General features: G+C 63.2%; 19 protein-coding genes and 3 pseudogenes. 20 read left to right on the forward strand and 2 right to left on the reverse strand.

All coding sequences use genetic code 11. The annotated features are described in order from the left end of the window. Positions 1-154: 154 nt before the first annotated feature. Positions 155-1,399 carry an urea ABC transporter substrate-binding protein gene (urtA, locus tag IFT47_RS19995; RefSeq protein ID WP_192172205.1) on the reverse strand — a complete coding sequence of 415 codons (1,245 nt, stop codon included), beginning with the start codon at positions 1,397-1,399 and terminating at the stop codon, positions 155-157. Positions 1,400-1,660: 261 nt separating this feature from the next. On the opposite strand from urtA, the gene IFT47_RS20000 reads away from it, so the two are divergent. The 20 genes and pseudogenes from IFT47_RS20000 to IFT47_RS20085 all read left to right on the forward strand — a co-directional run bounded on the left by IFT47_RS20000 (position 1,661) and on the right by IFT47_RS20085 (position 23,279). Then, positions 1,661-5,062 carry an ATP-binding protein gene (locus IFT47_RS20000; RefSeq protein WP_192172204.1) on the forward strand — a complete coding sequence of 1,134 codons (3,402 nt, stop codon included), beginning with the start codon at positions 1,661-1,663 and terminating at the stop codon, positions 5,060-5,062. Then, on the forward strand, positions 5,037-5,708 hold the full coding sequence (locus IFT47_RS20005; protein WP_192172203.1) for a response regulator: 672 nt from the start codon (positions 5,037-5,039) through the stop codon (positions 5,706-5,708). The genes IFT47_RS20000 and IFT47_RS20005 overlap by 26 nt, the downstream gene beginning before the upstream one ends. A 365-nt stretch (positions 5,709-6,073) precedes the next feature. Next, positions 6,074-7,108: pseudogene (locus tag IFT47_RS28235) on the forward strand (HAMP domain-containing protein); the annotation flags it as partial. Between the two features lie 93 nt (positions 7,109-7,201). Next, positions 7,202-7,966: a methyl-accepting chemotaxis protein gene (locus tag IFT47_RS28240; protein ID WP_407073227.1), complete on the forward strand. Its 765-nt coding sequence runs from the start codon at positions 7,202-7,204 to the stop codon at positions 7,964-7,966. An 837-nt stretch (positions 7,967-8,803) separates the two neighbouring features. Further along, positions 8,804-9,637, forward strand: coding sequence for a phosphonate ABC transporter ATP-binding protein (gene phnC, locus IFT47_RS20015; RefSeq protein WP_192174635.1), 834 nt, complete (start codon positions 8,804-8,806; stop codon positions 9,635-9,637). Positions 9,638-9,704: 67 nt separating this feature from the next. Then, entirely contained in the window at positions 9,705-10,709 is a 1,005-nt protein-coding gene (gene phnD / locus IFT47_RS20020) for a phosphonate ABC transporter substrate-binding protein (RefSeq protein WP_192174636.1), read from the forward strand. Between the two features lie 90 nt (positions 10,710-10,799). Next, positions 10,800-11,588 carry a phosphonate ABC transporter, permease protein PhnE gene (gene phnE / locus IFT47_RS20025; RefSeq protein ID WP_192174637.1) on the forward strand — a complete coding sequence of 263 codons (789 nt, stop codon included), beginning with the start codon at positions 10,800-10,802 and terminating at the stop codon, positions 11,586-11,588. 39 nt (positions 11,589-11,627) lie between these two features. Then, a complete protein-coding gene (phnF, locus tag IFT47_RS20030; RefSeq protein WP_192174638.1) occupies positions 11,628-12,347 on the forward strand; it encodes a phosphonate metabolism transcriptional regulator PhnF in 720 nt (239 codons plus the stop codon). Between the two features lie 14 nt (positions 12,348-12,361). Next, complete coding sequence (phnG, locus tag IFT47_RS20035; RefSeq protein ID WP_192174639.1) at positions 12,362-12,844, forward strand: phosphonate C-P lyase system protein PhnG; 483 nt, start codon at positions 12,362-12,364, stop codon at positions 12,842-12,844. 26 nt (positions 12,845-12,870) lie between these two features. Beyond that, complete coding sequence (gene phnH, locus IFT47_RS20040; protein WP_192174726.1) at positions 12,871-13,488, forward strand: phosphonate C-P lyase system protein PhnH; 618 nt, start codon at positions 12,871-12,873, stop codon at positions 13,486-13,488. After that, a complete protein-coding gene (locus IFT47_RS20045; protein WP_192174640.1) occupies positions 13,488-14,561 on the forward strand; it encodes a carbon-phosphorus lyase complex subunit PhnI in 1,074 nt (357 codons plus the stop codon). Before phnH ends, IFT47_RS20045 begins: the two co-directional genes overlap by 1 nt. Continuing rightward, entirely contained in the window at positions 14,558-15,451 is an 894-nt protein-coding gene (locus tag IFT47_RS20050) for an alpha-D-ribose 1-methylphosphonate 5-phosphate C-P-lyase PhnJ (RefSeq protein ID WP_192174641.1), read from the forward strand. The genes IFT47_RS20045 and IFT47_RS20050 overlap by 4 nt, the downstream gene beginning before the upstream one ends. Further along, positions 15,448-16,278 carry a phosphonate C-P lyase system protein PhnK gene (gene phnK, locus IFT47_RS20055; RefSeq protein ID WP_192174642.1) on the forward strand — a complete coding sequence of 277 codons (831 nt, stop codon included), beginning with the start codon at positions 15,448-15,450 and terminating at the stop codon, positions 16,276-16,278. Before IFT47_RS20050 ends, phnK begins: the two co-directional genes overlap by 4 nt. A 22-nt stretch (positions 16,279-16,300) precedes the next feature. Then, positions 16,301-17,050 carry a phosphonate C-P lyase system protein PhnL gene (gene phnL / locus IFT47_RS20060; protein WP_192174643.1) on the forward strand — a complete coding sequence of 250 codons (750 nt, stop codon included), beginning with the start codon at positions 16,301-16,303 and terminating at the stop codon, positions 17,048-17,050. Beyond that, positions 17,044-18,207, forward strand: coding sequence for an alpha-D-ribose 1-methylphosphonate 5-triphosphate diphosphatase (locus IFT47_RS20065; protein ID WP_192174644.1), 1,164 nt, complete (start codon positions 17,044-17,046; stop codon positions 18,205-18,207). Before phnL ends, IFT47_RS20065 begins: the two co-directional genes overlap by 7 nt. Further along, a complete protein-coding gene (phnN, locus tag IFT47_RS20070; RefSeq protein WP_192174645.1) occupies positions 18,207-18,773 on the forward strand; it encodes a phosphonate metabolism protein/1,5-bisphosphokinase (PRPP-forming) PhnN in 567 nt (188 codons plus the stop codon). Before IFT47_RS20065 ends, phnN begins: the two co-directional genes overlap by 1 nt. Beyond that, positions 18,764-19,513 (forward strand): phosphonate metabolism protein PhnP, encoded by a 750-nt coding sequence (phnP, locus tag IFT47_RS20075; protein WP_192174646.1) that lies wholly within the window; start codon positions 18,764-18,766, stop codon positions 19,511-19,513. The genes phnN and phnP overlap by 10 nt, the downstream gene beginning before the upstream one ends. Positions 19,514-19,893: 380 nt before the next feature. Further along, a pseudogene (locus tag IFT47_RS28245) lies at positions 19,894-20,517 on the forward strand (PDC sensor domain-containing protein); the annotation flags it as partial. A gap of 525 nt (positions 20,518-21,042) precedes the next feature. After that, positions 21,043-21,642, forward strand: a pseudogene (locus IFT47_RS28250) (methyl-accepting chemotaxis protein); the annotation flags it as partial. 815 nt (positions 21,643-22,457) lie between these two features. Then, the gene (locus IFT47_RS20085) at positions 22,458-23,279 is read left to right on the forward strand and encodes an alpha/beta fold hydrolase (RefSeq protein WP_192174648.1); all 822 of its coding nucleotides are present in this window, start codon (positions 22,458-22,460) and stop codon (positions 23,277-23,279) included. Positions 23,280-23,368: 89 nt separating this feature from the next. Here IFT47_RS20085 and moaA read toward each other — a convergent pair whose 3' ends face one another. After that, complete coding sequence (gene moaA, locus IFT47_RS20090) at positions 23,369-24,367, reverse strand: GTP 3',8-cyclase MoaA (RefSeq protein ID WP_192174649.1); 999 nt, start codon at positions 24,365-24,367, stop codon at positions 23,369-23,371. Positions 24,368-24,423 lie beyond the last annotated feature (56 nt).

Here is a 24,423-nt window from a genome sequence, read left to right on the forward strand (position 1 = left end):
AAAAATTGATTGGCCATCCACGTGTGCTTGATCGTTCCCACGCTCAGCGTGGTAACGCAGCCCGGACGCTCCGCGTCCTGCATGGCCGCAGAGCGGCCGGACCGGCATTCCCACGCAGAGCGTGGGAACGATCAGCGCGCCATGTCAGCAGGTGTTATTGATAGCCCTTCGGAAACGGATTCGGCTCAATCAAGTCCGACTCGTAAACCACCTTGAACTGGCCATCGGCCTGGACTTCACCGATGCGGGTCTTGCTCCACAGGTGGTGGTTTTCGTGAATCTTCACGTAGCCTTCGGGCGCGGTTTTCAGCTCGATGCCCGGGGAGGCCGCCACCACTTTGTCGACGTCGAAGCTGCCGGCTTTCTCGACCGCGGCTTTCCACAACCACGGACCGAGGTAGGCGGCCTGGGTCACGTCGCCCATCACCGAATCCTTGCCGTACTTGGCCTTGAACGCCTCGACGAACGCTTTGTTGTTGGGGTTATCCAGGCTCTGGAAGTACTTCATGGAGGCGTAGAAGCCCTTCATGTTCTCGCCGCCAATGCCCAGCAGTTCGTCTTCGGTGACCGAGAGGGTCAACAGCGTCTGCTTGGTGGAATCAACGCCCGCGGCTTTTAACTGCTTGTAGAACGCCACGTTGGAGCCGCCCACGACCGCCGCGAACACCACGTCAGGTTTCTTCAATTTGACTTTGTTGATCAGCGAGCCGAACTGGGTATTGCCCAGCGGGTAGTAGTCTTCGCCGACGACCGTGCCGTGGAGCACGTTCTCGATGTGCTTGCGGGCGATCTTCATCGAGGTGCGCGGCCAGATGTAATCCGAACCGATCAGGTAAAAGGTCTTGGCGCCCTTGGTCTTGGCGATCCAGTCCAGGCTGGCGAGGATCTGCTGGGTGGCCTCCTGGCCTGTGTAGATCACGTTTTTCGACTGTTCCAGCCCTTCGTAGAAGGTCGGGTAGTACAACAGGCCGTTTTCTTTCTCGAACACCGGCAACACCGCTTTACGCGACGCCGAGGTCCAGCAGCCGAACACCGTGGCCACCTTGTCGTTGACCAGCAGCTTGCGGGCTTTCTCAGCGAAGGTCGGCCAGTCGGACGCGCCGTCCTCCTGCACGATTTTGATCTGGCGACCGAGGATGCCGCCCGACGCGTTGATCTGGTCGATGGCCAGGCGTTCGGCCTGGATCGAACCGGTTTCGGAGATCGCCATGGTGCCGGTGGCCGAGTGCAGCTGGCCGACGGTCACTTCGGTCGGCGTGACGGCCAGACCCGTGGTGTTGACATCGTCGGCCAGGGTCATCTGGCTGAACACGCTGGCGGCGATCAGCGAAAGGGCTGCCGCCCCCAATGCCAGGCGTCGGGGGAAAAAGCGCGTGGGGCCTGTCAGTCGTGAATCCATGTTCCCGCTCCTGTGCTGGTGATTCGCGGCGGCCGGGTGAGGGTCCGTCGCGAGCTGCGAGCAAGGATGAGGCGGGCGCGGGAATCGAGGTATACGCAGCGTGACGTATGCGCGTACGTCATTTGACGTAGGGCCGGGAACGCCGGACCGAGGCATGATTGCGCCCGCGGCACAGAAGTTGCTGTTTGAACACAGTTCTCAGTTTCGCGCCAGCAAGGACGGTGAGTGGCGAATTCGCTCTCTCTCATCAGGAACCCCTCAGTGCGACCCTCCGGCTCTCAACGCATCATCAAGGTGCGCCGCGATTACAATCGTCTGGTCGCCGACGAGACCATGGAAGACTACGCGTTGCGTTTCACGCCCAAGTCCTTTCGCAAATGGTCGGAATTCCGCATCGCCAACACGGCTGTCGGGGCCGTGTCGTTCCTGGCACTGGAAGCCATCGGCGGCGCGCTGGTGATGAGCTACGGCTTCACCAACACCTTGTGGGCCATCATCGCCATGACGGTGGTGATCTTTCTCACCGGGCTGCCCATCAGCTACTACGCCGCGCGCTATGGCGTGGACATGGACCTGCTGACCCGTGGCGCCGGCTTCGGCTACATCGGCTCGACCATCACCTCGTTGATCTACGCCAGTTTCACCTTCCTGTTCTTCGCCCTGGAAGCGGCCATCATGGCGCTGGCCCTGGAGCTGTACACCCACATTCCGCTGGCGCTGGCGTACGTGATTTGCTCGATCATCGTCATCCCGCTGGTGGCCTACGGCATCACCCTGATCAGTCGCCTGCAAATGTGGTCGCAACCGTTGTGGCTGACGTTACTGATCGTGCCCTACGTGTTCGTGATCTGGAAAAACCCCGACGCGCTGTCCGACCTCACCACCTTTGCCGGCCGGGAGGGCGAGGGCGGCACGTTCAATCTGCTACTGTTCGGTGCCGCGTTCAGCGTGGCGTTGTCCCTGGTGACGCAGATCGGCGAGCAGGTGGACTACCTGCGCTTCATGCCGGAGAAAACCCGCCGCAACCGCAAGCGCTGGTGGGCCGCGGTGCTGATGGCCGGGCCCGGCTGGGTCATCCCCGGCGGCCTGAAAATCATGGCCGGCGCCTTTCTCGCCTTCCTCGCCCTGCAACATCAAGTGCCCATCGAGCGCGCGGCCGAGCCGACGCAGATGTACCTGGTGGCGTTCAACGACGTGTTTGCCTCGCCGGAATGGGCGCTGGCGGCCATGGTGCTGTTCGTGATCATTTCCCAGATCAAGATCAACATGACCAACGCCTACGCCGGGTCCCTGGCCTGGTCGAACTTCTTTGCCCGTGTCACCCACAGCCATCCGGGCCGGGTGGTCTGGCTGGTGTTCAACGTCGCTATCGCGCTGATCCTCATGGAACTGGGCGTGTTCGATGCCATCGAGGAAGTGCTCGGCCTGTACGCCAACGTCGCCATCGCCTGGATCGGCGCGCTGGTGGCCGATCTGGTGATCAACAAGCCTCTCGGCCTGTCGCCCAAGTACATTGAATTCAAACGCGCGCACCTCTACGACATCAACCCGGTGGGCGTCGGCGCTATGTTCATTGCCTCATTGCTGTCGATGTGTGCCCATTTCGGTGCGCTGGGGGAGGTGGCGCGGGCTGCGCCGCCGCTGATTTCCCTGACCAGCGCCCTGGTCGCGGCGCCGTTGATCGCCTGGCTGACCAAAGGCCGTTACTACATCGCCCGGGAAAGCGACCCCGGTTTGCTGTTCCCCCTCGGCCGCCAGACCAGCCTGCGCTGTGGCGTGTGCAGCAATCGTTTTGAAACCCCGGATATGGCCTGGTGCCCGGCGTACGGTTCGCCCATCTGCTCGTTGTGCTGTTCGCTGGACGCCCGTTGCGGCGATCAATGCAAAACCCGCTCGCGGCTGTCGATGCAATTCGAGGACCTGATCGGCCGCCTCCTGCCACGCTTGCCGCGCCAGTACCTGCACACCCGGCTGGCGCACTACCTGGGCCTGCTTACCGTGTTGGTGCTGACCCTGACCGGGGCGCTGACGATGATTTACAGCCAGGTTTCACATGGGCTGATCGATCAATCACCGCAGGTGCATCACACCCTGATGCTGGCGTTTCTCAAAGCGTTCCTGACCTTTTGCGTATTCGCCGGCGTACTGGCCTGGTGGGTGGTGCTGACCCGCGAGAGCCGGCGCGTGGCCCTGGAAGAATCCGAGCGGCAGACAGCGTTGCTGATGCAGGAAATCGAGGCGCACCACAAAACCGATCAGGCGCTGCAGGAGGCCAAGGAAGCTTCGGAGGCCGCCAACGCCGCCAAGAGTCGCTACGTCACCGGGCTTTCCCACGAGCTGCGCACGCCGCTCAACAGCATTCTCGGTTTCACCCAGATCCTGCAGCGGGACGTCGCCACCCCGAGTAAACACCTGGATTCCCTGGCGACCATCATGCGCAGCAGTTCGCATTTGCTGTCGCTGATCGACGGCCTGCTGGACGTGGCCAAGATCGAAGCCGGCAAGCTGCGGCTGGAGCCGACGGAAATCCTGTTCCAGGAGTTTCTCGACGATCTGGAGAAAATGTTCGCCAGCACGGCCCGGGAGAAAGGCCTGCACTTTCGACTGGAGCTGATCGGACGCATGCCGGAGGTGGTGCGCGGCGACGAGAAGCGGGTGCGGCAGATTCTGATCAACCTGCTGGGCAACGCGATCAACTTTACGGACAGCGGAGAAGTCTGCCTGCGCGTCAGTTACCGGCGTGAAACAGCGACCTTCGACATCATCGACACCGGGATCGGCATCGCGCCGGAACAGATCGAACGGATTTTCCAGCCGTTCGAACGGGGCGGGCTGGTACGGCAAGACAACGGCGTGGGGCTGGGGCTGACCATCACGCGGATGCTCACGGCGTTGATGGGCGGCGCCCTGTCCGTCAGCAGCCAGCCCGAGGAAGGGACGCGGTTTCAGGTGCGTCTGTTCCTGTCCGAAGTGCGGGTGCCCAAGGCGATCATCGACGTCAATCACGACGTCATCGGTTACGACGGTCCGCGGCGGCTGATTCTGGTGGTGGACGATCACATCGAGCACCGCAAGGTCATCAGCGGCATGCTCATGCCGCTGGGTTTTGACGTGGCGCAGGCGGCCAACGGGCAAGAGGCGGTCAGGCAGGTGTCGCTGCTGCACCCGGACCTGATCCTGATGGACCTGTCCATGCCGGACATGGACGGTTGGGCGACCAGTCGGATGATCCGCCGCAACGCGCTGTCCCTGGCGCCGATCATCGTGCTGTCGGCCAACGCCAATGCCTTCGCCGATGACAAGGAACGCAGCCTGCAGGTGTGCAATGACTACCTGGCCAAACCCCTGCATTTGCCGCAACTGCTGGACCGCATTCAGCATCATCTGCAACTGACCTGGCAGCGGCGTTTGCGCAGCGCCCCGTTGCTCGTGCAGACGCCGGGGGTGTTGCCGTCGCGGGAGGATCTGGAAGAGCTGTATGAACTGTGCGGCCTGGGCTACATCCGTGGCATTCAACAAAAACTCGACGCCATCGAGCGCGAGAACACCTACAGCGCCGGTTTCGTCACCGGCCTGCGAACCCTGGCGTCCGGTTTTCGCCTGGATGAACTCAGTCTTCAACTGAAGGAGGCCCTTAATGGACGCCATGACCCGAGCCGCTGAAAACGGCGTCATCCTGATCGTCGATGACGTACCCGATAACCTGGCGCTGCTGTCCGATGCGCTGGACGAGGCGGGGTACATGGTGCTGGTGGCGCTGGACGGGCACAGTGCGTTGACCCGCATCCAGCGTCGGCGTCCGGACCTGATTCTGCTGGACGCGATGATGCCCGGCCTGAACGGCTTCGACACCTGCCGCCAGATCAAGGCGCAACCGGACACCGCCAACATCCCCGTGCTGTTCATGACCGCGCTGACCGACAGCGAGCACGTGGTGCAGGGTTTCGAGGCCGGCGCCATCGACTATGTCACCAAGCCGATCGAGTGCGCCGAAGTGCTGGCCCGGGTCGCTTCACATTTGCGCACCGCGCGCATCCTGCAAACCGCCCGCACGGCGTCGCAGCCGGTGACGTTCGAAGACAAATCCGCCTACGGCAAATTGTCCCGCCGCTTCCAGCTCACCGACCGGGAAATCGAAGTGCTGCGCTGGGTGTCCTGCGGCAAAACCAACAAAGACATCGCCGACATCCTGCAACTGAGCCCGCGAACGGTGAACAAACACCTGGAACACATCTACATCAAACTCGGCGTCGAAACCCGCACCGCTGCCACCTCCGTGGCCATGGCAGCGATGACCGATCGGGTGTGATCCCTCAAAAACTTCTCGGCTGAAGCTGGTCCTACCGTCGGAGTCGGTCGCAATTGGCTGCGCAAACAGATTGGCTATTAAACCTGCCTGTATTTAGCTCGGTTATATAAGCCCTATACAACCAACGGTCTTTATTGGATCCACTACTTGAACTAATGCCCCGCAATTGAATTGAAGTTGAACTATTTCTCCCCTCATAGAACAGCACTCAACTTTCATCGACAACCGGCCCTAAATTCCCCGGGTTCGCTGCCGAAACATCTTTCAGGCCGTGCCTTCTCTTTCCTGCAGCACCCGTGCAAAGCGCAGCGCACCTATCGGCATCGCACTCTTGTCGCTGTCATCTCTGTTATGGACACACGCATATGATCAAACGTCTGGGTTTCAGCAAAAAGATCTTGCTGGCCGCTGCACTCATCGTGGTAGTTGCTTTCTCGTGTTTTATTCTGGTGAACGATTATCGCCAGCGCGAAACCCTGAAGAACAGCGTCGCCTCCGAACTTCAACAGATGGGCAGTCTGACCACGCAAAACATTCAAACCTGGCTCGACAGCCGCACGCAGTTGCTCAACTCCATGGCCCAGCAGATCGCGGTGGACGGTCCGGCCCAGGGCAGCTTGCAGCGGGCGATAGGTTTGCCGGTGTATCCGGACAATTTCCAGCTCAGTTATTTCGGCAGCAAGGACGGCGTGATGTTCTCCGTGCCGACGGGCAATCGCCCGGCCGACTATGACCCGCGGGCCCGTGGCTGGTACAAGGCGGCCGACGCGGCGCAGGGCATTATCGTCACCGAGCCGTACATCGCAGCTTCGTCGGGCAAGCTGGTGGTGACACTGGCCACGCCGGTCCGCCAGCAAGGGCAGATGATCGGCGTCGCGGGTGCGGACATTTCCCTGGACGCCATCAGCAAGACCATCAACTCGCTGAGCTTCGGCGGCCACGGTTATGCGTACATCGTCAGCGCCGACGGCAAGATTCTGATTCACCCGGACAGCAAGCTGATCCTCAAGAACGTCAGCGAAGCCTACCCGAACGGTGCGCCAACCATCGCGCCGGGCGTGGCGGAAATCGAGTCCGGCGGCAAGGCGCAGATCATCTCGTTTACCAAGGTGGAGGGGCTGTCGTCGGCGAACTGGTACGTGGCGCTGGTGCTTGACCGCGACGCAGCCTACTCGATGCTGAGCGAATTCCGCTCTTCGGCGATTTTCGCGATGGTTATCGCTGTGGCGATCATCATGGTGCTGCTGGGCCTGTTGATCCGCGTGCTGATGCAGCCGTTGCACCAGATGGGCCGTGCCATGCAGGACATCGCCGACGGAGAAGGCGACTTGACCATGCGTCTGGCCATCGTGTCCCAGGATGAGTTTGGCGCGCTGGCGCAGTCGTTCAATCGTTTTGTGGAGCGTATTCACGGCTCGATCCGCGAAGTGGCCTCCACCGCCGGGCAGCTGGGTGAAGTCGCGGCCCGCGTTGTCGGCGCCTCGAACTCGTCGATGGGCAATTCCGATCAGCAGACCAGCCGCACCAGCAGTGTGGCCGCTGCGATCAACCAGCTCGGCGCCGCCGCTCAGGAAATCGCCCAGAACGCCGCGCTGGCGTCGCAGCATTCCAGCGAGGCCACGCAACTGGCCAGCGAAGGGCAGGGCGTTGTCAGCCAGACCATCACGGCGATGAATCAGCTGTCGGAGAAGATCAGCGAGTCGTGCGCCAACATTGAAACGCTGAACAACAAGACCGCCAACATCGGGCAGATTCTGGAAGTGATTACCGGTATTTCTCAGCAGACCAACTTGCTGGCGCTCAACGCTGCCATCGAAGCGGCGCGGGCAGGGGAAGCGGGGCGTGGTTTTGCGGTGGTGGCGGACGAGGTGAGGAATCTGGCGCACCGCACCCAGGATTCGGCGCAGCAGGTGCAGGGCATGATCGAAGAGTTGCAGGTCGGCGCGCGCGATGCGGTGATCAACATGACCGAGAGCCAGCGCCAGAGCGAGAACAGTGTGACCATCGCCAATCAGGCGGGCGAACGGCTCAATAGCGTGACCCGCCGGATCAGTGAGATCGATGGCATGAACCAGTCGGTGGCGACCGCGACCGAGGAGCAGACGGCGGTGGTGGAGTCGATCAATGTCGACATTACGGAGATCAATACGCTGAATCAGGAGGGCGTCGATAACCTGAAATCTACTCTGGATGCTTGTGCGCATCTGGAGCATCAGACGGCACGGCTGCAGCATCTGGTCGGCACTTTCCGGATCTAGATCAAGGGCGTCTGCCTGGGGGCAGACTGTTTCGCCTTCGGCGAGTTACTTGGAAAAGCACCCCAAGTAACCAAGGGTGCTTGCTCCTGGCTAGGTCCCTCCTTCGTCGGGATACCCTCACTCCGACGACGCTCCGTGGGCCCGCGCCGAACGGACATCCATGTCCGCAACGGCGCTCTCGCCGCATCCATGCGGCTCGGCCCACTGCGCGTAGTCTGCGTTCGGCCTGCACCCAAGTCGCGATTGGCGGTGACTGAGCCTTTTGCGTATGAAGATCAAAAGCAAATCAAGATCAAAAGCTTCCCGGCTGAAGCCGGTCCCACTAGGTACGAGGTGATCGTTCCCTACGCTCCGCGTGGGAATGCATCCCCTGACGCTCCGCGTCACAGGTCTCACCGACAGGATACGGTGCTCTTGTAGGACCGGCTTCAGCCGGGAACACGCCAGCCTTCACACCCCTAATCCCGCAGCGCGACCCCCGACGCTTTCCCGGCTAAAGCCGGCACCACTAGCGGCATCGCATTCTGCTAACGGACAAACGGCACGAATTATTTGTTTCAGCCCTTCCGCAATCCCCTTCACTGAATCCTCAACAACCCTCCAACTTGTCTAGCCCGCACCGCCGCTAGACCGCCCTTTAACGTCCTGATGTCCACAAACCCCCCAAAAAATTCCGCATCAAACCGTCTCCGAAGTGAAACGCCGCCGTCATCGTCGATTCATGGAACTGCCACAGGCTGCCCCTAATGTCACTCGCACCGAACGCGGCCAAGGACGGTCGTGCGGCTGATCATTCATCCCCAGCAGGACGCTGGAATCACAACACCAGAGAAGCCCATGACCGCAGCCATCCACGTCGACCGCTTGAACAAGACATTCGCCCGAAAGACCGCTTTGGTTGACCTTGCATTGTCTATACAACACGGGGAAATGGTTGCGCTGATCGGCGCTTCCGGTTCCGGCAAATCCACGCTGTTGCGCCATCTGGCCGGTCTGGCCTGTTGTGATCGCACCAATGGCGGCAGCGTCCAGGTGCTGGGCCGGGAAGTGCAGGCTTCGGGCCGGCTGAACGGCAAAGTGCGCCGCCTGCGCGCTGACATCGGCTACATCTTTCAGCAGTTCAATCTGGTCAATCGCCTGAGCGTGCTCGACAACGTCCTGCTCGGCTGTCTGGGCCGTATGCCTCGCTGGCGTGGCAGCCTGGGGCTGTTCAACGCCCAGGAGAAAGCCCGCGCCATGGCCAACCTTGACCGCGTCGGCCTTGCCGATCTGGCGCCGCAACGGGCCTCGACCTTGTCCGGCGGCCAGCAGCAGCGGGTGGCCATCGCCCGCGCGCTGACCCAGCAGGCCGAAGTCATTCTCGCCGACGAGCCCATTGCCTCCCTCGACCCCGAGTCGGCGCGCAAAGTCATGGAAATCCTCGCCGACATCAATCGTCGGGACGGCAAGACGGTCGTCGTCACCCTGCATCAGGTGGATTACGCCGTGCGCTATTGCCCGCGTGCCGTGGCGCTCAAGGGCGGACGGATTCACTTCGACGGCAACGGCGCCGAGCTCAACAGTCAGTTCCTCAACGACCTGTATGGCGCCGACGCCGACACCAGCCTGATGTTCGACGGCAGCGCGCGGGACACCGAACGACCGTCGCGACTGATGATGGCTCGCGCCTGACTCGGTGGCGGCACCGGTAACAGACAACACCCAACCCCACACCCAAAACCAGCTCCGGGAGTTCCCCATGTTGAACCGTATCGGGCGCGTGTTCGCGTCTGCCGCTGTCATCGCCGGTTGCCTGCTGGGCAACGCGCAGGCCGACGACAACGTCATCAACTTCGGCATCATGTCCACCGAGTCGTCGCAGAACCTGAAAAGCGTCTGGCAGCCGTTCCTCGACGACATGTCGAAAAAGACCGGGCTTAAAGTCAACGCGACCTTCGCCTCCGACTACGCCGGCCTGATTCAGGGCATGCGTTTCAACAAGGTCGACGTGGCCTGGCTGGGCAACAAGGCGGCCATGGAAGCGGTGGACCGTTCCGGCGGCGAAATCTTCGCCCAGACCGCTGCCGCCAACGGTGCGCCCGGCTACTGGAGCGTGATCATTGCGCGCAAGGACAGCCCGATCAATTCGGTCGAGGACATGCTCAAGCACGCCAAGGAACTGACCTTCGGCAACGGCGACCCGAACTCCACCTCCGGCTATCTGGTGCCGGGCTACTACGTGTTCGCGCAGAACCACGTCGACGCCGCCACCGCCTTCAAACGGACGCTGAATTCCAGCCACGAAGTCAACGCCCTCAGCGTGGCCAAAGGGCAACTGGACGTCGCCACTTTCAACACCGAAAGCTGGGACCGTCTGGAAGTCACCCAGCCGGACAAGGCCGCGATGCTCAAGGTGATCTGGAAGTCGCCGCTGATCCCGGCCGACCCGATGGTCTGGCGCAAGGGCATGTCCGACGCGGAGAAGAACAAGATCCGCGACTTCTTCGCCAACTACGGCGACACCGACGAAGAAAAGGCCGTGCTGAAGAACATGCAGATGGGCAAGTTCCTCAAGTCTTCGGATGACCAGTTGCTGACCATTCGCCAGCTCGAGCTGTTCAAGCAGAAGACTGAAACCACCGCCAGCACCACCCTCAGCGCCGACGAAAAGGCCACCCGCCTGAAAGACATCGACGCTGGTCTGGCGAAGCTGCAGGACCGTATTTCCGAGCTGGAAAAACAAGGCACCGCCAAGGCGGGTTGATGCACGGGGCACGCCTGCCTGTGGGGGTAAGCCCCGTGCAGGCACGGCGCGCCAGTCATGACGCCTCACCCGATCGCAACCGGACTTTTTATGACCACTCACGCTGCTTACATCCAGGCCGCTGGCAAGCGCAGCTGGCCGCAATACCTGGGCTGGGGCCTGTTCCTGGCAATGATGGCCTGGGCCTGGCACGGCGCGGAAATGAACCCGCTCGCCCTGTACCGCGACTCCGGCAACATGGCGACTTTCGCCGCCGACTTCTTCCCGCCCGACTTCCACGAATGGCGCGCGTACCTCAAGGAAATGATCGTCACCGTGCAGATCGCCCTGTGGGGCACGTTGCTGGCGATCGTCTGCTCGGTGCCGCTGGGCATCCTTTGCGCCGACAACATCACGCCGTGGTGGATTCATCAACCGCTGCGCCGGGTCATGGATTCGTTCCGATCAATCAACGAAATGGTCTTCGCCATGCTCTTCGTTGTGGCGGTCGGCCTCGGCCCATTCGCAGGCGTGCTGGCGTTGTGGATCAGCACCACCGGCGTGCTCGCCAAGCTGTTTGCGGAAGCGGTGGAAGCGATTGATCCAGGCCCGGTCGAAGGCGTTCGAGCCACCGGCGCCAGTGCCTTGCAGGAAGTGATCTTCGGGGTAATCCCGCAGGTGATGCCGCTGTGGATTTCCTACGCGCTGTACCGCTTCGAATCCAACGTGCGTTCGGCGACGGTGGTGGGGATGGTCGGTGCCGGCGGGATCGGCGTGATCCTCTGGGAAAACATCCGCGGCTTCCAGTTCACCCAGACCTGCTCGGTGCTGCTGGTGATCATCGTGGTGGTGAGCGTCATCGACATCTTCTCCCAGCGCCTGCGCAAGCAGTTCATCTAATGACCACGACAGGAGAGGGTGCAGACCCTTTTTTTAGCCATGCAGTTGTCTAGACAATCCGAAGCTCTACACCGAGAACCCATGTACCTCGAACTGGCGCAAACCCTGCGCCGTGAACTCGACCGCTACATCGCCGGCGAATACCTGCCCGCCGAAATCCAGCTGGCGGCGCGCTTTGAGGTCAACCGGCACACCGTGCGCCGGGCCATCGACGAGTTGGTGCGCGAAGGCAGCCTGCTGCGCCGCCAGGGCAAAGGCACCCAGGTGCTGGGCCGTCCGCTGGTGTACCCGGTCGCGGCCGGCAGCGCCTACAGCGAATCACTCGCGGCGCTGGGCCATGGCGTCGAAGCGGTGCTGCTGCAACGCCGTCACTGCACGGCGACAGCGGAAGAGGCCGGGCATCTGGGCCTCGAACCCCACGCGCCGCTGATCGAACTGCAAACCCTGCGCCGCCTCGACGGCCAGCCGGTCTGCCTGATTCGCCACCGCTACTGCGCCACCCGCGCGTCGTTGATCGCCGACTACGTCAGCGGTTCGGTGCGCCAGTTTCTCACCGAACGTCAGTTGCCATTGACCCGCACCTTCAGCCTGATCGGCGCGCGCCTGCCCAGTCGCGAGGAAGCCAGCGTGCTGCTGATGCCGCGCCACTTGCCGGCACTGACGGTGCTCACCCTTTCCCACGATGCGCACGGGAACCCGGTGGAGATAGCCCATTCCACCAGCCGCTCCGACCGCTTCCAGTATCAGATCGTCACCTGACGGAGATGCCCTCGATGACTGCCACACCCGTTTCTTCCAGCGCGCCCGACGCCCAAACACCCGGCCACGCTGCCCGCCAGCACTGGATCGGCGTGCTCTCGCGCAGCCGCCGCGCCGAACTGCTGATCCATGAAGCCGCGTTGCGTGACGCCGACTACCAACTGATCCGTGCGCCGGAAATCGGCATGACCCTGGTGCGGGGCCGCATGGGCGGCAGCGGTGCGCCGTTCAACGTCGGCGAGATGACCGTGACCCGCTGCGTGGTGCGCCTGGCAGACGGCCGCACCGGCTTCAGCTACCTGGCCGGGCGCGACAAGGCCCACGCCGAACTCGCCGCCCTGGCCGACGCGCATTTGCAGGGCGCCCAACAGGCGCACTGGATGACTGACCTGATCGCCCCCCTGGCCCGCGCGCAGGACCTGCGCCGGGCCCAACAACAAGCCGAAACCGCCGCGACCAAAGTGGACTTCTTCACCTTGGTCAGAGGAGAAAACTGATGAGCACCTCTCTCGCCACTCAATCCTTGCCCGCTTCGCTGTTGCAGCCGGCATTTGCCGATCCGGTGCTGGATGCCCAGCGCAGTTTTCGCGCCGCCCTCAAGGCGCTGGCCGGTCCCGGTGTCGCGCAAAGCCTGCTCGCCACGCAAACCCCGCCGCACCTCGAAGGCCTTGCTGCGGCCAGCCACGCCCTGTGCCTGGCCTTGCTGGACATCGACACGCCGCTGTGGCTCGCGCCGGCGTTCGACACCCAGGCCATTCGCGCCAACCTGACCTTCCATTGTGGCTGCCCGATCGTCAGCGACCGGCAGAACGCCCGCTTCGCGCTGCTCGACGACAGCCAGTTGCACGATCTCAGCGGTTTCGACCTGGGCAACGACCGTTATCCCGATCAGTCCTGCACGCTGCTGGTCCAGCTGCCGAGTCTGCAGGGCGGCACGCAACTGGCCTGGCGCGGGCCGGGCATCGAAAGCAAAAACCACGTCAGCCTGCCGTTGCAGGAAGCGTTCTGGCAGGAGCGCGAAGCGCGCAACGACTTCCCCCGTGGCATCGACGTGTTCTTCGTCGCCGGCAACGAACTGCTCGGTTTGCCGCGCAGCACTCAGGTGCTGTTCAAGTCCCAAACCTCAAGAGGAGCCGCCTGATGTACGTCGCCGTCAAGGGTGGCGAACAGGCCATCGACAATGCCCACAAACTGCTGGCGAAACAGCGCCGGGGGGACACCTCCGTCGCCGAGCTGGGCGTGGAGCAGATCCGCCAGCAATTGCCGCTCGCCGTCGCCCGAGTGATGACCGAAGGCTCGCTGTACGATGCCGAACTGGCGGCGCTGGCGATCAAGCAATCGGCAGGCGATCTGGTTGAAGCGATTTTCCTGCTGCGCGCCTACCGCACGACGCTGACCCGCTTCAGCGCCAGCCTGCCCATCGACACCTCAGCCATGCAGCTCAACCGTCGTCTGTCCGCCACGTTCAAGGACGTCCCCGGTGGGCAACTGCTGGGCCCGACCTTCGACTACACCCACCGTTTGCTGGATTTCACCTTGCTGGCAGAAGGCGAATTTCCCGGCCCTGAAGCCCTGGCGGACGCCGCTGTTCAAGACTGTCCGCGGGTGCTGGGGCTGCTCGCAAAAGAAGGCCTGATCAAGGAAGAACAGGACACCGGCGCGCCGGTCGCCGACATCACCCGCGAGCCGCTGGAGTACCCGGCCAGCCGCGCCGAACGTCTGCAGGCGCTGGCCCGGGGCGATGAAGGCTTTCTGCTGGCGCTGGGTTATTCGACCCAGCGCGGTTACGGCCGCAACCACCCGTTTGCCGGGGAGATTCGGGTGGGAGAAGTGGAGGTGTGGATCGAGCCGGAAGAGCTGGGTTTCCCGATCTCCATCGGCGCCATCGAAGTGACCGAGTGCGAGATGGTTAACCAGTTCGTCGGTTCCGCCACCGAGCTGCCGCAGTTCACCCGCGGCTACGGCCTGGCCTTCGGGCACGCCGAACGCAAAGCCATGGGCATGGCGCTGGTGGACCGCTCGCTGCGCGCCGGTGAGTACAGCGAGGAGATCGTCTCGCCGGCCCAGCAGGAAGAATTCGTCCTGGCCCACTGCGACAACGTCGAAGCCGCCGGTTTCGTCTCGCACTTGAAATTGCCGCACTACGTGGACTTCCAGGCCGAACTGGAGCTGATCCGCAAACTGCGCACGCCCTCCAGGGAGCAGGCCCAATGAATGCCGCCACGCCGCCACGCCCACAGCCTTTACCATCGACGCCGAGAGATGAGGCGTACAACTTCGCCTATCTGGATGAACAGACCAAACGCATGATCCGTCGCGGCCTGCTCAAGGCCGTGGCCATTCCCGGTTATCAAGTGCCCTTCGGTGGCCGTGAAATGCCGCTGCCCTATGGCTGGGGCACCGGCGGCATGCAACTGACCGCTGCGATCCTCGGCGCCGAGGACGTGCTCAAAGTCATCGATCAGGGCGCCGACGACACCACCAACGCGGTGTCGATTCGCCGCTTCTTCGCCCGCACCGCCGGCGTCGCCACCACCGAGCGCACCCCCGAGGCGACGATCATCCAGACCCGTCACCGCATCCCGGAAACGCCGCTGCACGCCGATCAGATCATGGTCTATCAGGTGCCGATTCCCGAGCCGCTGCGCTTCATCGAACCGTCGGAAACCGAGACCCGCACCATGCACGCGCTGAATGATTACGGCGTCATGCACGTCAAGCTCTACGAAGACATCGCCACCTTCGGCCACATCGCCACGGCCTACGCCTACCCGGTGACCGTCGACGAACGCTACGTCATGGACCCGTCGCCGATCCCCAAATTCGACAACCCCAAGCTGGACATGAGCCCGGCATTGATGCTGTTCGGCGCCGGTCGCGAGAAGCGTCTTTACGCGGTGCCGCCGTTCACCCGCGTCACCAGCCTGGACTTCGAAGATCATCCCTTCGAAGTGCAGAAGTGGGACCACAACTGCGCCATCTGCGGCAGCCAGGATTCGTTCCTCGACGAGCTGATCCTCGACGACCAGGGCACCCAGAGCTTTGTCTGCTCGGACACCGACTACTGCGCGCAACGGGTCAGTCAGGGGAGGGCCGCGCAATGAATGCTGCTCAACAGATCGACCGCGATGCCGTCAGCGATCGCACCCAGCCGCTGCTGAAAGTGCGTGGCCTGACCAAGTTGTACGGCCCGGAGAAAGGCTGCCAGGACGTCAGCTTCGAGCTCTATCCCGGAGAGGTGCTGGGCATCGTCGGCGAGTCCGGCTCCGGCAAGTCGACGCTGCTTTCACTGCTCAGCGGCCGTTGCCCGCCCGACAGCGGCGTCATCGATTACCGCCTCGCCGACACCCACAAAAGCGCCGGCCAGTGGGTGGATCTGTACAGCGCCAGCGAGGCCGAGCGGCGCACCTTGCTGCGCACCGAATGGGGCTTCGTCGAGCAGAACCCTCGGGACGGCCTGCGCATGGCGGTGTCGGCAGGGGCCAACATCGGCGAGCGGCTGATGGCCCAGGGCGTGCGCAATTATCAGGCGCTGCGGGCGGCAGGGCTGGACTGGCTCAATCAGGTGGAGATCGACCCGGCGCGCATCGACGACCTGCCGCGGACCTTTTCCGGCGGCATGCAGCAGCGCCTGCAAATCGCCCGAAATCTGGTGTCCGGCCCACGGCTGGTGTTCATGGACGAGCCCACCGGCGGCCTCGACGTGTCGGTGCAGGCGCGCTTGCTCGACCTGATGCGCGGCCTGGTGCGCGAGCTGGACCTGGCGGTGGTGATCGTCACCCACGACCTGGCCGTGGCCCGCCTGCTCGCCGATCGGCTGATGGTCATGCGCCGTTCCCGCGTGGTGGAAACCGGGCTCACTGATCAGATCCTCGACGACCCGCAACATCCGTATTCGCAGCTGCTGGTGTCTTCGGTGCTGCAGCCATGATCCGCCTTTCGGGATGCCTTCAATGAACACGCTGATCGAGGTCCGTGACCTCTCGAAAACCTTCACCCTGCACCAGCAGAACGGCGTCGTGCTCAACGTGCTGCGCGACCTGAATTTCTCCGTCAGCGGCGGCGAATGCCTGGTGCTCCACGGCCATTCCGGCGCGGGCAAAAGCACGCTGCTGCGCACCTTGTATGGCAACTACTTGCCGGCCGGCGGCAGCATTCGCGTGCAGCATCAGGGCGAGTGGCTGGAACTGGTCGGCGCTGCGCCTCGGGAGGTGCTGCAAGTGCGCCAGCAAACCCTCGGCTACGTCAGCCAGTTTCTGCGGGTGATTCCTCGAGTCGCCACCGTCGATGTGGTCATGGAACCGGCCCTGGCCCGCGGCTGGAAACGCGAGGACGCTCAGGCCCGCGCCGAGCATCTGCTCGCTCGGCTGAACATCCCGCAGCGGCTGTGGCAACTGGCACCGGGGACGTTTTCCGGTGGCGAACAGCAGCGCGTCAACATCGCCCGCGGCTTCATGGTGCCGTGGCCGGTGATGCTGCTGGACGAGCCGACCGCATCGCTGGACGACGGCAATCGCCAGGTGGTCCTCGAATTGATCAATGAGGCGAAGAGCGCCGGCGCTGCGGTGATCGGCATCTTCCACGACCGACTGGCCCGGGAAGCGGTGTCCGACCGTCATCTGGACATGACCCCGCCCGACCTTGATCCGCAGGCCTCACTGGCATCCATGGCATCAAGCCCGAAGGAGACCGAACAATGCTGAACGAACAGATCCTGACCCACGCCAAGATCGTCACCGCCGAGCAGGTCTTCACCGGCACCGTGGTGCTGCGCGACGGTGTGATCAGCGAAGTCGACGACAGCATCAGCCAGCTGTCCCAGGCGCAAAACCTCAACGGCGATTACCTGCTGCCGGGGCTGGTCGAGCTGCACACCGACAACCTGGAAAAACACCTGAGCCCGCGCCCCGGTGTGGACTGGCCGTCGGCCTCGGCGGTGATGAGCCACGACGCGCAAATCATCGCGGCGGGCATCACCACGGTGTTCGACGCGCTGTCCATCGGCGACGTCAATCCCAAGGGCAAGCGCATGCAGCAACTGCCGGGCATGGTCGACGCGATCGCCAAGGCCAACGCCGCCGACATGACCCGCGCCGAGCACCGCCTGCACCTGCGCTGCGAGGTTTGCCACCCGGACACCCTCAGCGTGTTCCGCGACCTGGTCGAGCAGCCGCTGGTGCAGCTGGTGTCGGTGATGGACCATTCGCCGGGCCAGCGCCAGTTCGCCCTCGAATCCAAGTACCGTGAGTACTACATGGGCAAATACCACCTGAGCATTGAGCAGATGGACGAATTCATCGTTGAGCAGGTCGCCAACTCCAAGACCTACAGCGACCGTTATCGCCGGGCCATCGTCGACATCTGCCTGGCACGCGGGCTTTCGGTGGCCAGTCATGACGACGCGACACTGGCCCACGTCGAGGAGTCGGCGGCCTACGGCATGACCATCGCCGAGTTCCCGACCACCCTCGAAGCCGCGCAGGGCTGCCGGCGTCTGGGCATGAGCGTGTTGATGGGCGCGCCGAACATCGTTCGCGGCGGCTCGCACTCGGGCAACATCGCGGCGGCGACACTGGCCGAAGAAGGGCTACTGGATATTCTCTCCAGCGATTACTATCCGGCCAGCCTGTTGCAGGCGGCATTCACCCTGGGCGCCCAGTTGGATGCAGCGGATGACTCGACAGGCGCCGGACTGGCGCGTGCCGTGACCACGGTGAGCCTGGCACCGGCCCGTTCGGCGGGCTTGCACGATCGCGGCGAGATTCGCGTCGGCCTGCGCGCCGACCTGATCCACGCCCGGGCTATCGGCACACTGCCAATCATTCAACAAGTCTGGCGACAAGCGAAGAGGGTGTTCTGATGGCAGGCAGGTTGATCTATCTCATCGGGCCGTCGGGTTCGGGCAAGGACAGCCTGCTGCACGCGGCACGCGAGGCACTGGCCGCCCGGGACTGCCGCATCGTGCGGCGGGTCATCACCCGTTCGGCGGAAGCCAAGGGCGAAGCGGCCCAGGCCGTTAGCGTCGAGCGCTTCGAGGCGCTGCAGGCCGAGGGGGCGTTTGCACTCGACTGGTTCGCCAACGGCCTACATTACGGCATCCCGAAAGAGATCGATCAATGGCTGGCCGACGGGCACGACGTGCTGGTCAACGGCTCGCGCGGCCATCTGCGCCAAGCGCGGTCGCGCTATCCGTCGCTGTGGGTGGTGCTGCTGACGGTGGATCAATCGGTGCTGCGGGATCGATTACTCAGCCGGGCACGGGAATCGGCCGAAGACATCGAAACCCGACTGGCGCGCAATGCCCAGTTTGCTGACGATTTGCAGGTGAATGACCCCTCGCTGATCGTGCTGGACAACTCCGGCGCGCTGGAACAAACCGTCGCCCGACTGTTGCAGCGACTGGAGCGAACCCCCGCATGCGCCTGACCCTGCTGGGCACGGGGGATGCGCGGCAAGTGCCGGTTTACGGCTGCGAATGCGTGGCCTGTTGCGCCGCCCACGCCGACCAACGCTTGCGCCGCCGCCCGTGTTGCGCGCTGGTGGAACTGGGGGAGCAACGCTGGCTGATCGACAGCGGCTTGCCCGACCTGACTGAACGCTTCCCGCCGCGCAGCCTCAGCGGCATCTTGCAAACCCACTACCACGCCGACCATGCCCAGGGCCTGTTGCACCTGCGCTGGGGCCAGGGTCTGGTCATCCCGGTCCACGGCCCGGTGGACCCGGAAGGGCTGTCGGACCTGTACAAACACCCCGGCATTCTCGATTTCAGTCAGCCCTTCATGCCGTTCGAAAGCCGCGCCCTGGGCGAACTGCAAGTCACCGCGCTGCCGCTGCTGCACTCCAAACCGACGCTGGGTTACCTGCTGGAAGGCGGTGGCCGCCGCATCGCCTATCTCACCGACACCGTCGGTTTGCCCCACGACACTCAGACCTTCTTGCAACGCCAGGCGCTCGACGTGCTGGTCCTCGACTGCTCCATGCCGCCGCAACCGCAGACGCCGCGCAACCACAACGACCTGAACCTGGCGCTGCAGATCGTTGAAGCGCTCAAGCCCGATCAGGCCGTGTTGACCCATGTCGGGCATGCGCTGGGTGCGTGGTTGCTGGAGCATGCCGCAGAGCTGCCCGACCACATTCGGGTGGCGCGGGACGCAATGGAGGTCTGAACGTTTGGCCAGTCGTCCTATAACCACCTGTCGCCCATGTCGGTTAGACCTCGGTCCGGCTTCAACTTTTCCCTGTCACGGCCGTTGCAAATGTAGCCCTACATTTCCTTCGGAGCTTGACCATGTCGTTGATTCCCCGCCGTATTGCTGGACGAATGACCTTGGGGATCCTGACATTGCTGATTCTCACGGCCGTCGCGATTTTCGCGGTCATGACCCTGGGGGGCAAACCCCAACTGGTGGCAGCCGGCACCGAGTCGGCGGAGCAGTCAGCCAGCGCCATTACCCGTCAGCTGGCGTTGCCATTGAGCCGCATCGAGGGGACCGCTGCCGCCATGGCGCTGCTGGCCGAGACACTGCCCCACGAAGAAACCCTGTACATGAGCAATTTCCCCGGCTTGATCGACAGCCAGGGGGATTCCGCCATCGCCGGTGGCGGCGTGTGGCCGGAGCCCAATGCCTTTTCCCCAGGCACCGAACGTCGCAGTTTTTTCTGGGCTCGAGACGCCAGCAACCGACTGGGCTTCTCGGACGAATACAATCAGGCCAAAACGCCGCCTTATCAGGCTGAATCCTGGTACACCGGGGCCAAGTCCGCACCGGCGGGCCGTTGCGTCTGGTCCGATGCTTATCAGGACCCGGTCAGCGGCGTGGCAATGACCACCTGCAGCGTGCCTTATCGGGCGCAGGGCGCGTTCGCCGGTGTCGCGACCATCGATTTGAAACTTGATGGTCTGGCAGCTTTCCTCAAAGAGAAAGGCGGCGTTATGGACGGCTACGCATTTGCGGTCGATCCTTCAGGGAATTTGCTGTATTTCCCCGATGCGAAGGGCACCAAGGGCCTGCTGACCATTACCGGTTTGAGCCAGGAACAACCCTGGTTGAAGCCGGTGGCTGATCAGCTCGCGAGCAACACTTCGGCCCTCTCGACCCTGAGGATTGAGCACGACGGTCGGCTCAACGGCCCGGCCTACGTCACCCTCGCGACCATGGCCGGCACGGGCTGGCGCATTGGGCTGGTGACCCCGGAAGCCCGCGTCGTCGGCCTGGCCAACCGCCTCACCGGCCAGATTCTGTTGTTTCTGCTGCCGCTGCTTGGCGTGCTGCTGGGTCTGGCCTGGCTGGCCGGCAAGCGCCTGTTGGCTCAACTGGAGGAAACCACCGCGCAGATATCCAGTCTGGGGCAGGGCGGTCAGATCGATACTCAACTGGCCATCGTGCGGGCCGACGAGATCGGCGCGCTGCGTGAGTCGGTCAACCGCTATGCCGGTTCCCTGCGCGACATGCTGCACCGCATCGCCGAGGAGTCGGTGTCTCTGGAACGCCAGGCCAACGAGCTGGCGCAGCTGTCCCAAGGCGTCGCCGAGCGGGCCGAATCCCAGCGTCAGGACAACACCTTACTGGCGACCGCAATCACCGAGATGTCGGCCAGTGCCAACGAAGTCGCCCAGAACACCACCGACTGCTCCGACACCGCACGCCGTTCCCTGGGCGATGCGCAGAAAAGCCAGGATCAGGTCAACAGCAACAGCCAGTCCATCGAAGTGCTGGCAACGGACATTGCCGGCGCGGCGGGCGCGATCACCCAATTGGGCGATGACATCGAACGCGTGGGCAGCGTGCTGGAGGTGATCAAATCGATCTCCCAACAGACCAATCTGCTGGCCCTGAACGCCGCGATCGAAGCGGCGCGTGCAGGTGAGCAAGGGCGCGGCTTTGCGGTGGTGGCTGATGAGGTGCGCACGCTGGCCGGGAGAACCCAGGCCTCGGCGAACGAAATCCAGGAGATGATCTCGCAACTGCGTCAGGCCTCCAGTGCGGCGGTCTCGACGATGCAGAACGGCGCCCATCGCACCCGTGAGTCGGTGCAGCAGGCGGTTAATGTTGCCGCCACACTGGGCACCACCGTCTTCAGCTTCGACGACATCGTCCAGCGCGCCCATCAAATCGCCGTGGCCGCCCAGGAGCAGAGCCACGTCACTCACGAAATCAATGAGCTGGCGGTGCGCATCCACGCCTCCAGCGAACAAGGCGCCCGGGATGCCGGCACCCTGCGCGAACTGGGCAAAGGCATGCAGTCGATCTCCGGTCGTCTGGGTGCGTTGAGCCGCGGAGGCAGCCAGGGCTGAGGCATCTTGCGCGCTGGTTAGGCCGGGCGTGAGCACGATCAAATCTTCAGCGTCCGACACGCCGTCTTCGTGAGCAAGCTCACTCCCACAGGGATGGTGGTTGCCAAGAGATTGATGGCGTCCACACCGGCCTCTTCCCGGCTAAAGCCGGTCCCACTAAAACACCGCTTGCGGTCATTAGGACCGGCTTCAGCCTGGGATGGACGCGGAGCGTCCCGGGATGCATGCCCACGCGGAGTGTGGGCACGATCAGACAAACGCCGTCTTCGTGAGCAAGCTCACTCCCACATGGATGGTGGTTGCCAGGAAATTGATGGCGTCCACACCGGCCTCTTCCCGGCTGAAGACGGTCCCACTAACACACCCCGCGCGGTCAGCAATCCTGTGGGACCGGCTTCAGCCGGGAAGCTCTTGATCTGCTTTTGATCTTGATCTTCATACACAAAAGGCTCAGTCACCGCCAATCGCGACTTGGGTGCAGGCTGAACGCAGGTCTCGTGGAGTGGGCCGAGCCGCATGGATGCGGCGAGAGCGCCGTCAGGACATGGATGTCCGTTCGGCGCGGGCCCACGGAGCGAGATCGGAGTGAAGGAACCCTGACGAAGGAAGGGCCAAACCAAGAGCAAGCACCCTTGGTTACTTGGGGTGCTTTTCCAAGTAACTCGCCGAAGGCGAAACCGAGGCCGTTAGGCCGACGCCCTCGATCTTGATCCTGATCTCGCGAAGCGCAAACAAGCACATATCTCCAATCCAGCCCCGCCACGAGCGACTACGCTCAACCTTCCCCCCGCACCCTATCCCGAGGACCGCATCCCATGACCACCCTGACCCTGAAAGACGGCACCGAATTCTTCTACAAAGACTGGGGCACCGGCCAGCCGATCGTCTTCTCCCATGGCTGGCCCCTCGACGGCGACGCATGGGATGCACAAATGCTCTTCCTCGGCCAGCACGGCTACCGCGTCATCGCCCACGACCGCCGTGGCCACGGCCGCTCCGGCCAGACCTGGGACGGCAACGACATGGACACCTACGCCGACGACCTCGCCCAACTGTTCGACGCCCTCGACCTCAAAGACGCCATCATGATCGGCCACTCCACCGGCGGCGGTGAAGTCGCCCGCTACATCGGCCGCCACGGCACCGCCCGCGTTGCCAAAGCCGTCCTCATCGGCGCCGTGCCACCCCTCATGCTCAAAACCGACGCCAACCCCGAAGGCCTGCCCATCGACGTGTTTGATGGCATCCGCGCCGGCTTCACCGCCGACCGCTCGCAATTCTTCAAGGATCTGGCCGTGCCATTCTTCGGCTTCAACCGCGACGGCGTGAAAACCTCCCAGGGCGCCATCGACGCGTTCTGGTCCATCGGCATGCTCGGCAGCGTCAAAGGCGAATTCGATTGCATCAAGGCATTCTCGGAAACCGACTTCACCGAAGACCTGAAAAAGATCGACGTGCCAACCCTGATCCTGCACGGCGATGACGACCAGATCGTCCCGATCGTCGCGTCCGGCTACAAGAGTCACGAGTTGGTAGAAGGCTCGACATTGCACGTGGTCAAGGGTGGTTCCCACGGCATGTGCACGGTTCAGGCGGAAGAGATCAACGCGATCCTGCTGGACTTCATCAAGGGCTGATCAGCCTGTCCGGCAAGGACTGGCAGTCTCGGGGCTGGGGGCTGCCAGGCGTTTCATGAGGCGCTGACAGCTCAGCCCCAAGGGCGTATTCAGCCGCCGGTCATGTTCATGAAGCGCACCACCTGCACGTCATCGTTGAGCTCGAAGTTGTGCTTCCACGGCTTCAATTGCATGGCGTTGACGATGGCTTTCTCGAGCTTGTCCGGCTGCCCCGGATTGGCCCGCAGCACGGCTTTCAGATCGGCGGAATGCTCGTTACCCAGGCACAACAGCAAACGACCTTCCACCGTGACCCGAACACGGTTACAGGTTGCGCAGAAGTTGTGGCTGTGGGGCGAGATGAAGCCGATGCGGATGTGCGGCGCTTCAGCCACTCGCCAGTAGCGCGAAGGCCCGGACGTGGTTTCAGTCGAGTGCACCAGGGTGTAGCGCTCGGCGATGCGTTCGCGCACCTGCTCGCTGGAGTAGAACGACTCGGCGCGGCTGTGCTCGCTGATCGTGCCCAGCGGCATCTCTTCGATGAAGGTGATATCGACGCCGCGATCGATGGCGAAGGCGACTAGATCATTAATCTCGTGGTCGTTGCGGCCCTGCATCACTACGCAGTTGAGCTTGGTGCGCTCGAAACCCGCCGCATTGGCAGCGTCGATCCCGGCGATGACCTTGCTCAGATCACCGGTGCGGGTCAACTCCTTGAAGCGCGCCGGGTCCAGGCTGTCGAGGCTGATGTTGAGGCGCTTGAGGCCAGCTTCGAACAGCGGCACGGCGAGTTTGTCCAGCTGCGAGCCGTTGGTGGTCATGCACAGTTCGCGTAGGCCGGGCAGGGCGGCGATGCTGCGAACCAGCCCGACGATGCCGGAGCGCACCAGTGGCTCACCACCGGTCAGGCGAATCTTCTTTGTGCCGAGCGCCACGAAGCGCTCGGCCAACTGATGGATTTCTTCGAGGGAGAGAATCTGCTGACGCGGCAGGAACGTCATGTCCTCGGCCATGCAATACACGCAGCGAAAATCGCAGCGATCCGTGACCGACATGCGGACGTAATCGACCTTGCGTGAATAGCTGTCCATCAGGACTCGATCTGACATTGATTACTCTCACAACGTGACGCGTGGCAGAAACAGGGTGCGCGCCTGCAGCAACG

Origin of the sequence: Pseudomonas sp. CFBP 13711, assembly GCF_014842265.1 — a bacterium.
GTDB lineage: Bacteria > Pseudomonadota > Gammaproteobacteria > Pseudomonadales > Pseudomonadaceae > Aquipseudomonas.

Coding starts and splice junctions, on each gene's coding strand:
- urtA (WP_192172205.1), bottom strand. CDS start 1,399: ATGGATTCACGACTGACAGGCCCCACGCGCTTTTTCCCCCGACGCCTG.
- IFT47_RS20005 (WP_192172203.1), top strand. CDS start 5,037: ATGGACGCCATGACCCGAGCCGCTGAAAACGGCGTCATCCTGATCGTC.
- IFT47_RS28240 (WP_407073227.1), top strand. CDS start 7,202: ATGGGCAATTCCGATCAGCAGACCAGCCGCACCAGCAGTGTGGCCGCT.
- phnC (WP_192174635.1), top strand. CDS start 8,804: ATGACCGCAGCCATCCACGTCGACCGCTTGAACAAGACATTCGCCCGA.
- phnD (WP_192174636.1), top strand. CDS start 9,705: ATGTTGAACCGTATCGGGCGCGTGTTCGCGTCTGCCGCTGTCATCGCC.
- phnE (WP_192174637.1), top strand. CDS start 10,800: ATGACCACTCACGCTGCTTACATCCAGGCCGCTGGCAAGCGCAGCTGG.
- phnF (WP_192174638.1), top strand. CDS start 11,628: ATGCAGTTGTCTAGACAATCCGAAGCTCTACACCGAGAACCCATGTAC.
- phnG (WP_192174639.1), top strand. CDS start 12,362: ATGACTGCCACACCCGTTTCTTCCAGCGCGCCCGACGCCCAAACACCC.
- IFT47_RS20045 (WP_192174640.1), top strand. CDS start 13,488: ATGTACGTCGCCGTCAAGGGTGGCGAACAGGCCATCGACAATGCCCAC.
- IFT47_RS20050 (WP_192174641.1), top strand. CDS start 14,558: ATGAATGCCGCCACGCCGCCACGCCCACAGCCTTTACCATCGACGCCG.
- phnK (WP_192174642.1), top strand. CDS start 15,448: ATGAATGCTGCTCAACAGATCGACCGCGATGCCGTCAGCGATCGCACC.
- phnL (WP_192174643.1), top strand. CDS start 16,301: ATGAACACGCTGATCGAGGTCCGTGACCTCTCGAAAACCTTCACCCTG.
- IFT47_RS20065 (WP_192174644.1), top strand. CDS start 17,044: ATGCTGAACGAACAGATCCTGACCCACGCCAAGATCGTCACCGCCGAG.
- phnN (WP_192174645.1), top strand. CDS start 18,207: ATGGCAGGCAGGTTGATCTATCTCATCGGGCCGTCGGGTTCGGGCAAG.
- phnP (WP_192174646.1), top strand. CDS start 18,764: ATGCGCCTGACCCTGCTGGGCACGGGGGATGCGCGGCAAGTGCCGGTT.
- IFT47_RS20085 (WP_192174648.1), top strand. CDS start 22,458: ATGACCACCCTGACCCTGAAAGACGGCACCGAATTCTTCTACAAAGAC.
- moaA (WP_192174649.1), bottom strand. CDS start 24,367: ATGTCAGATCGAGTCCTGATGGACAGCTATTCACGCAAGGTCGATTAC.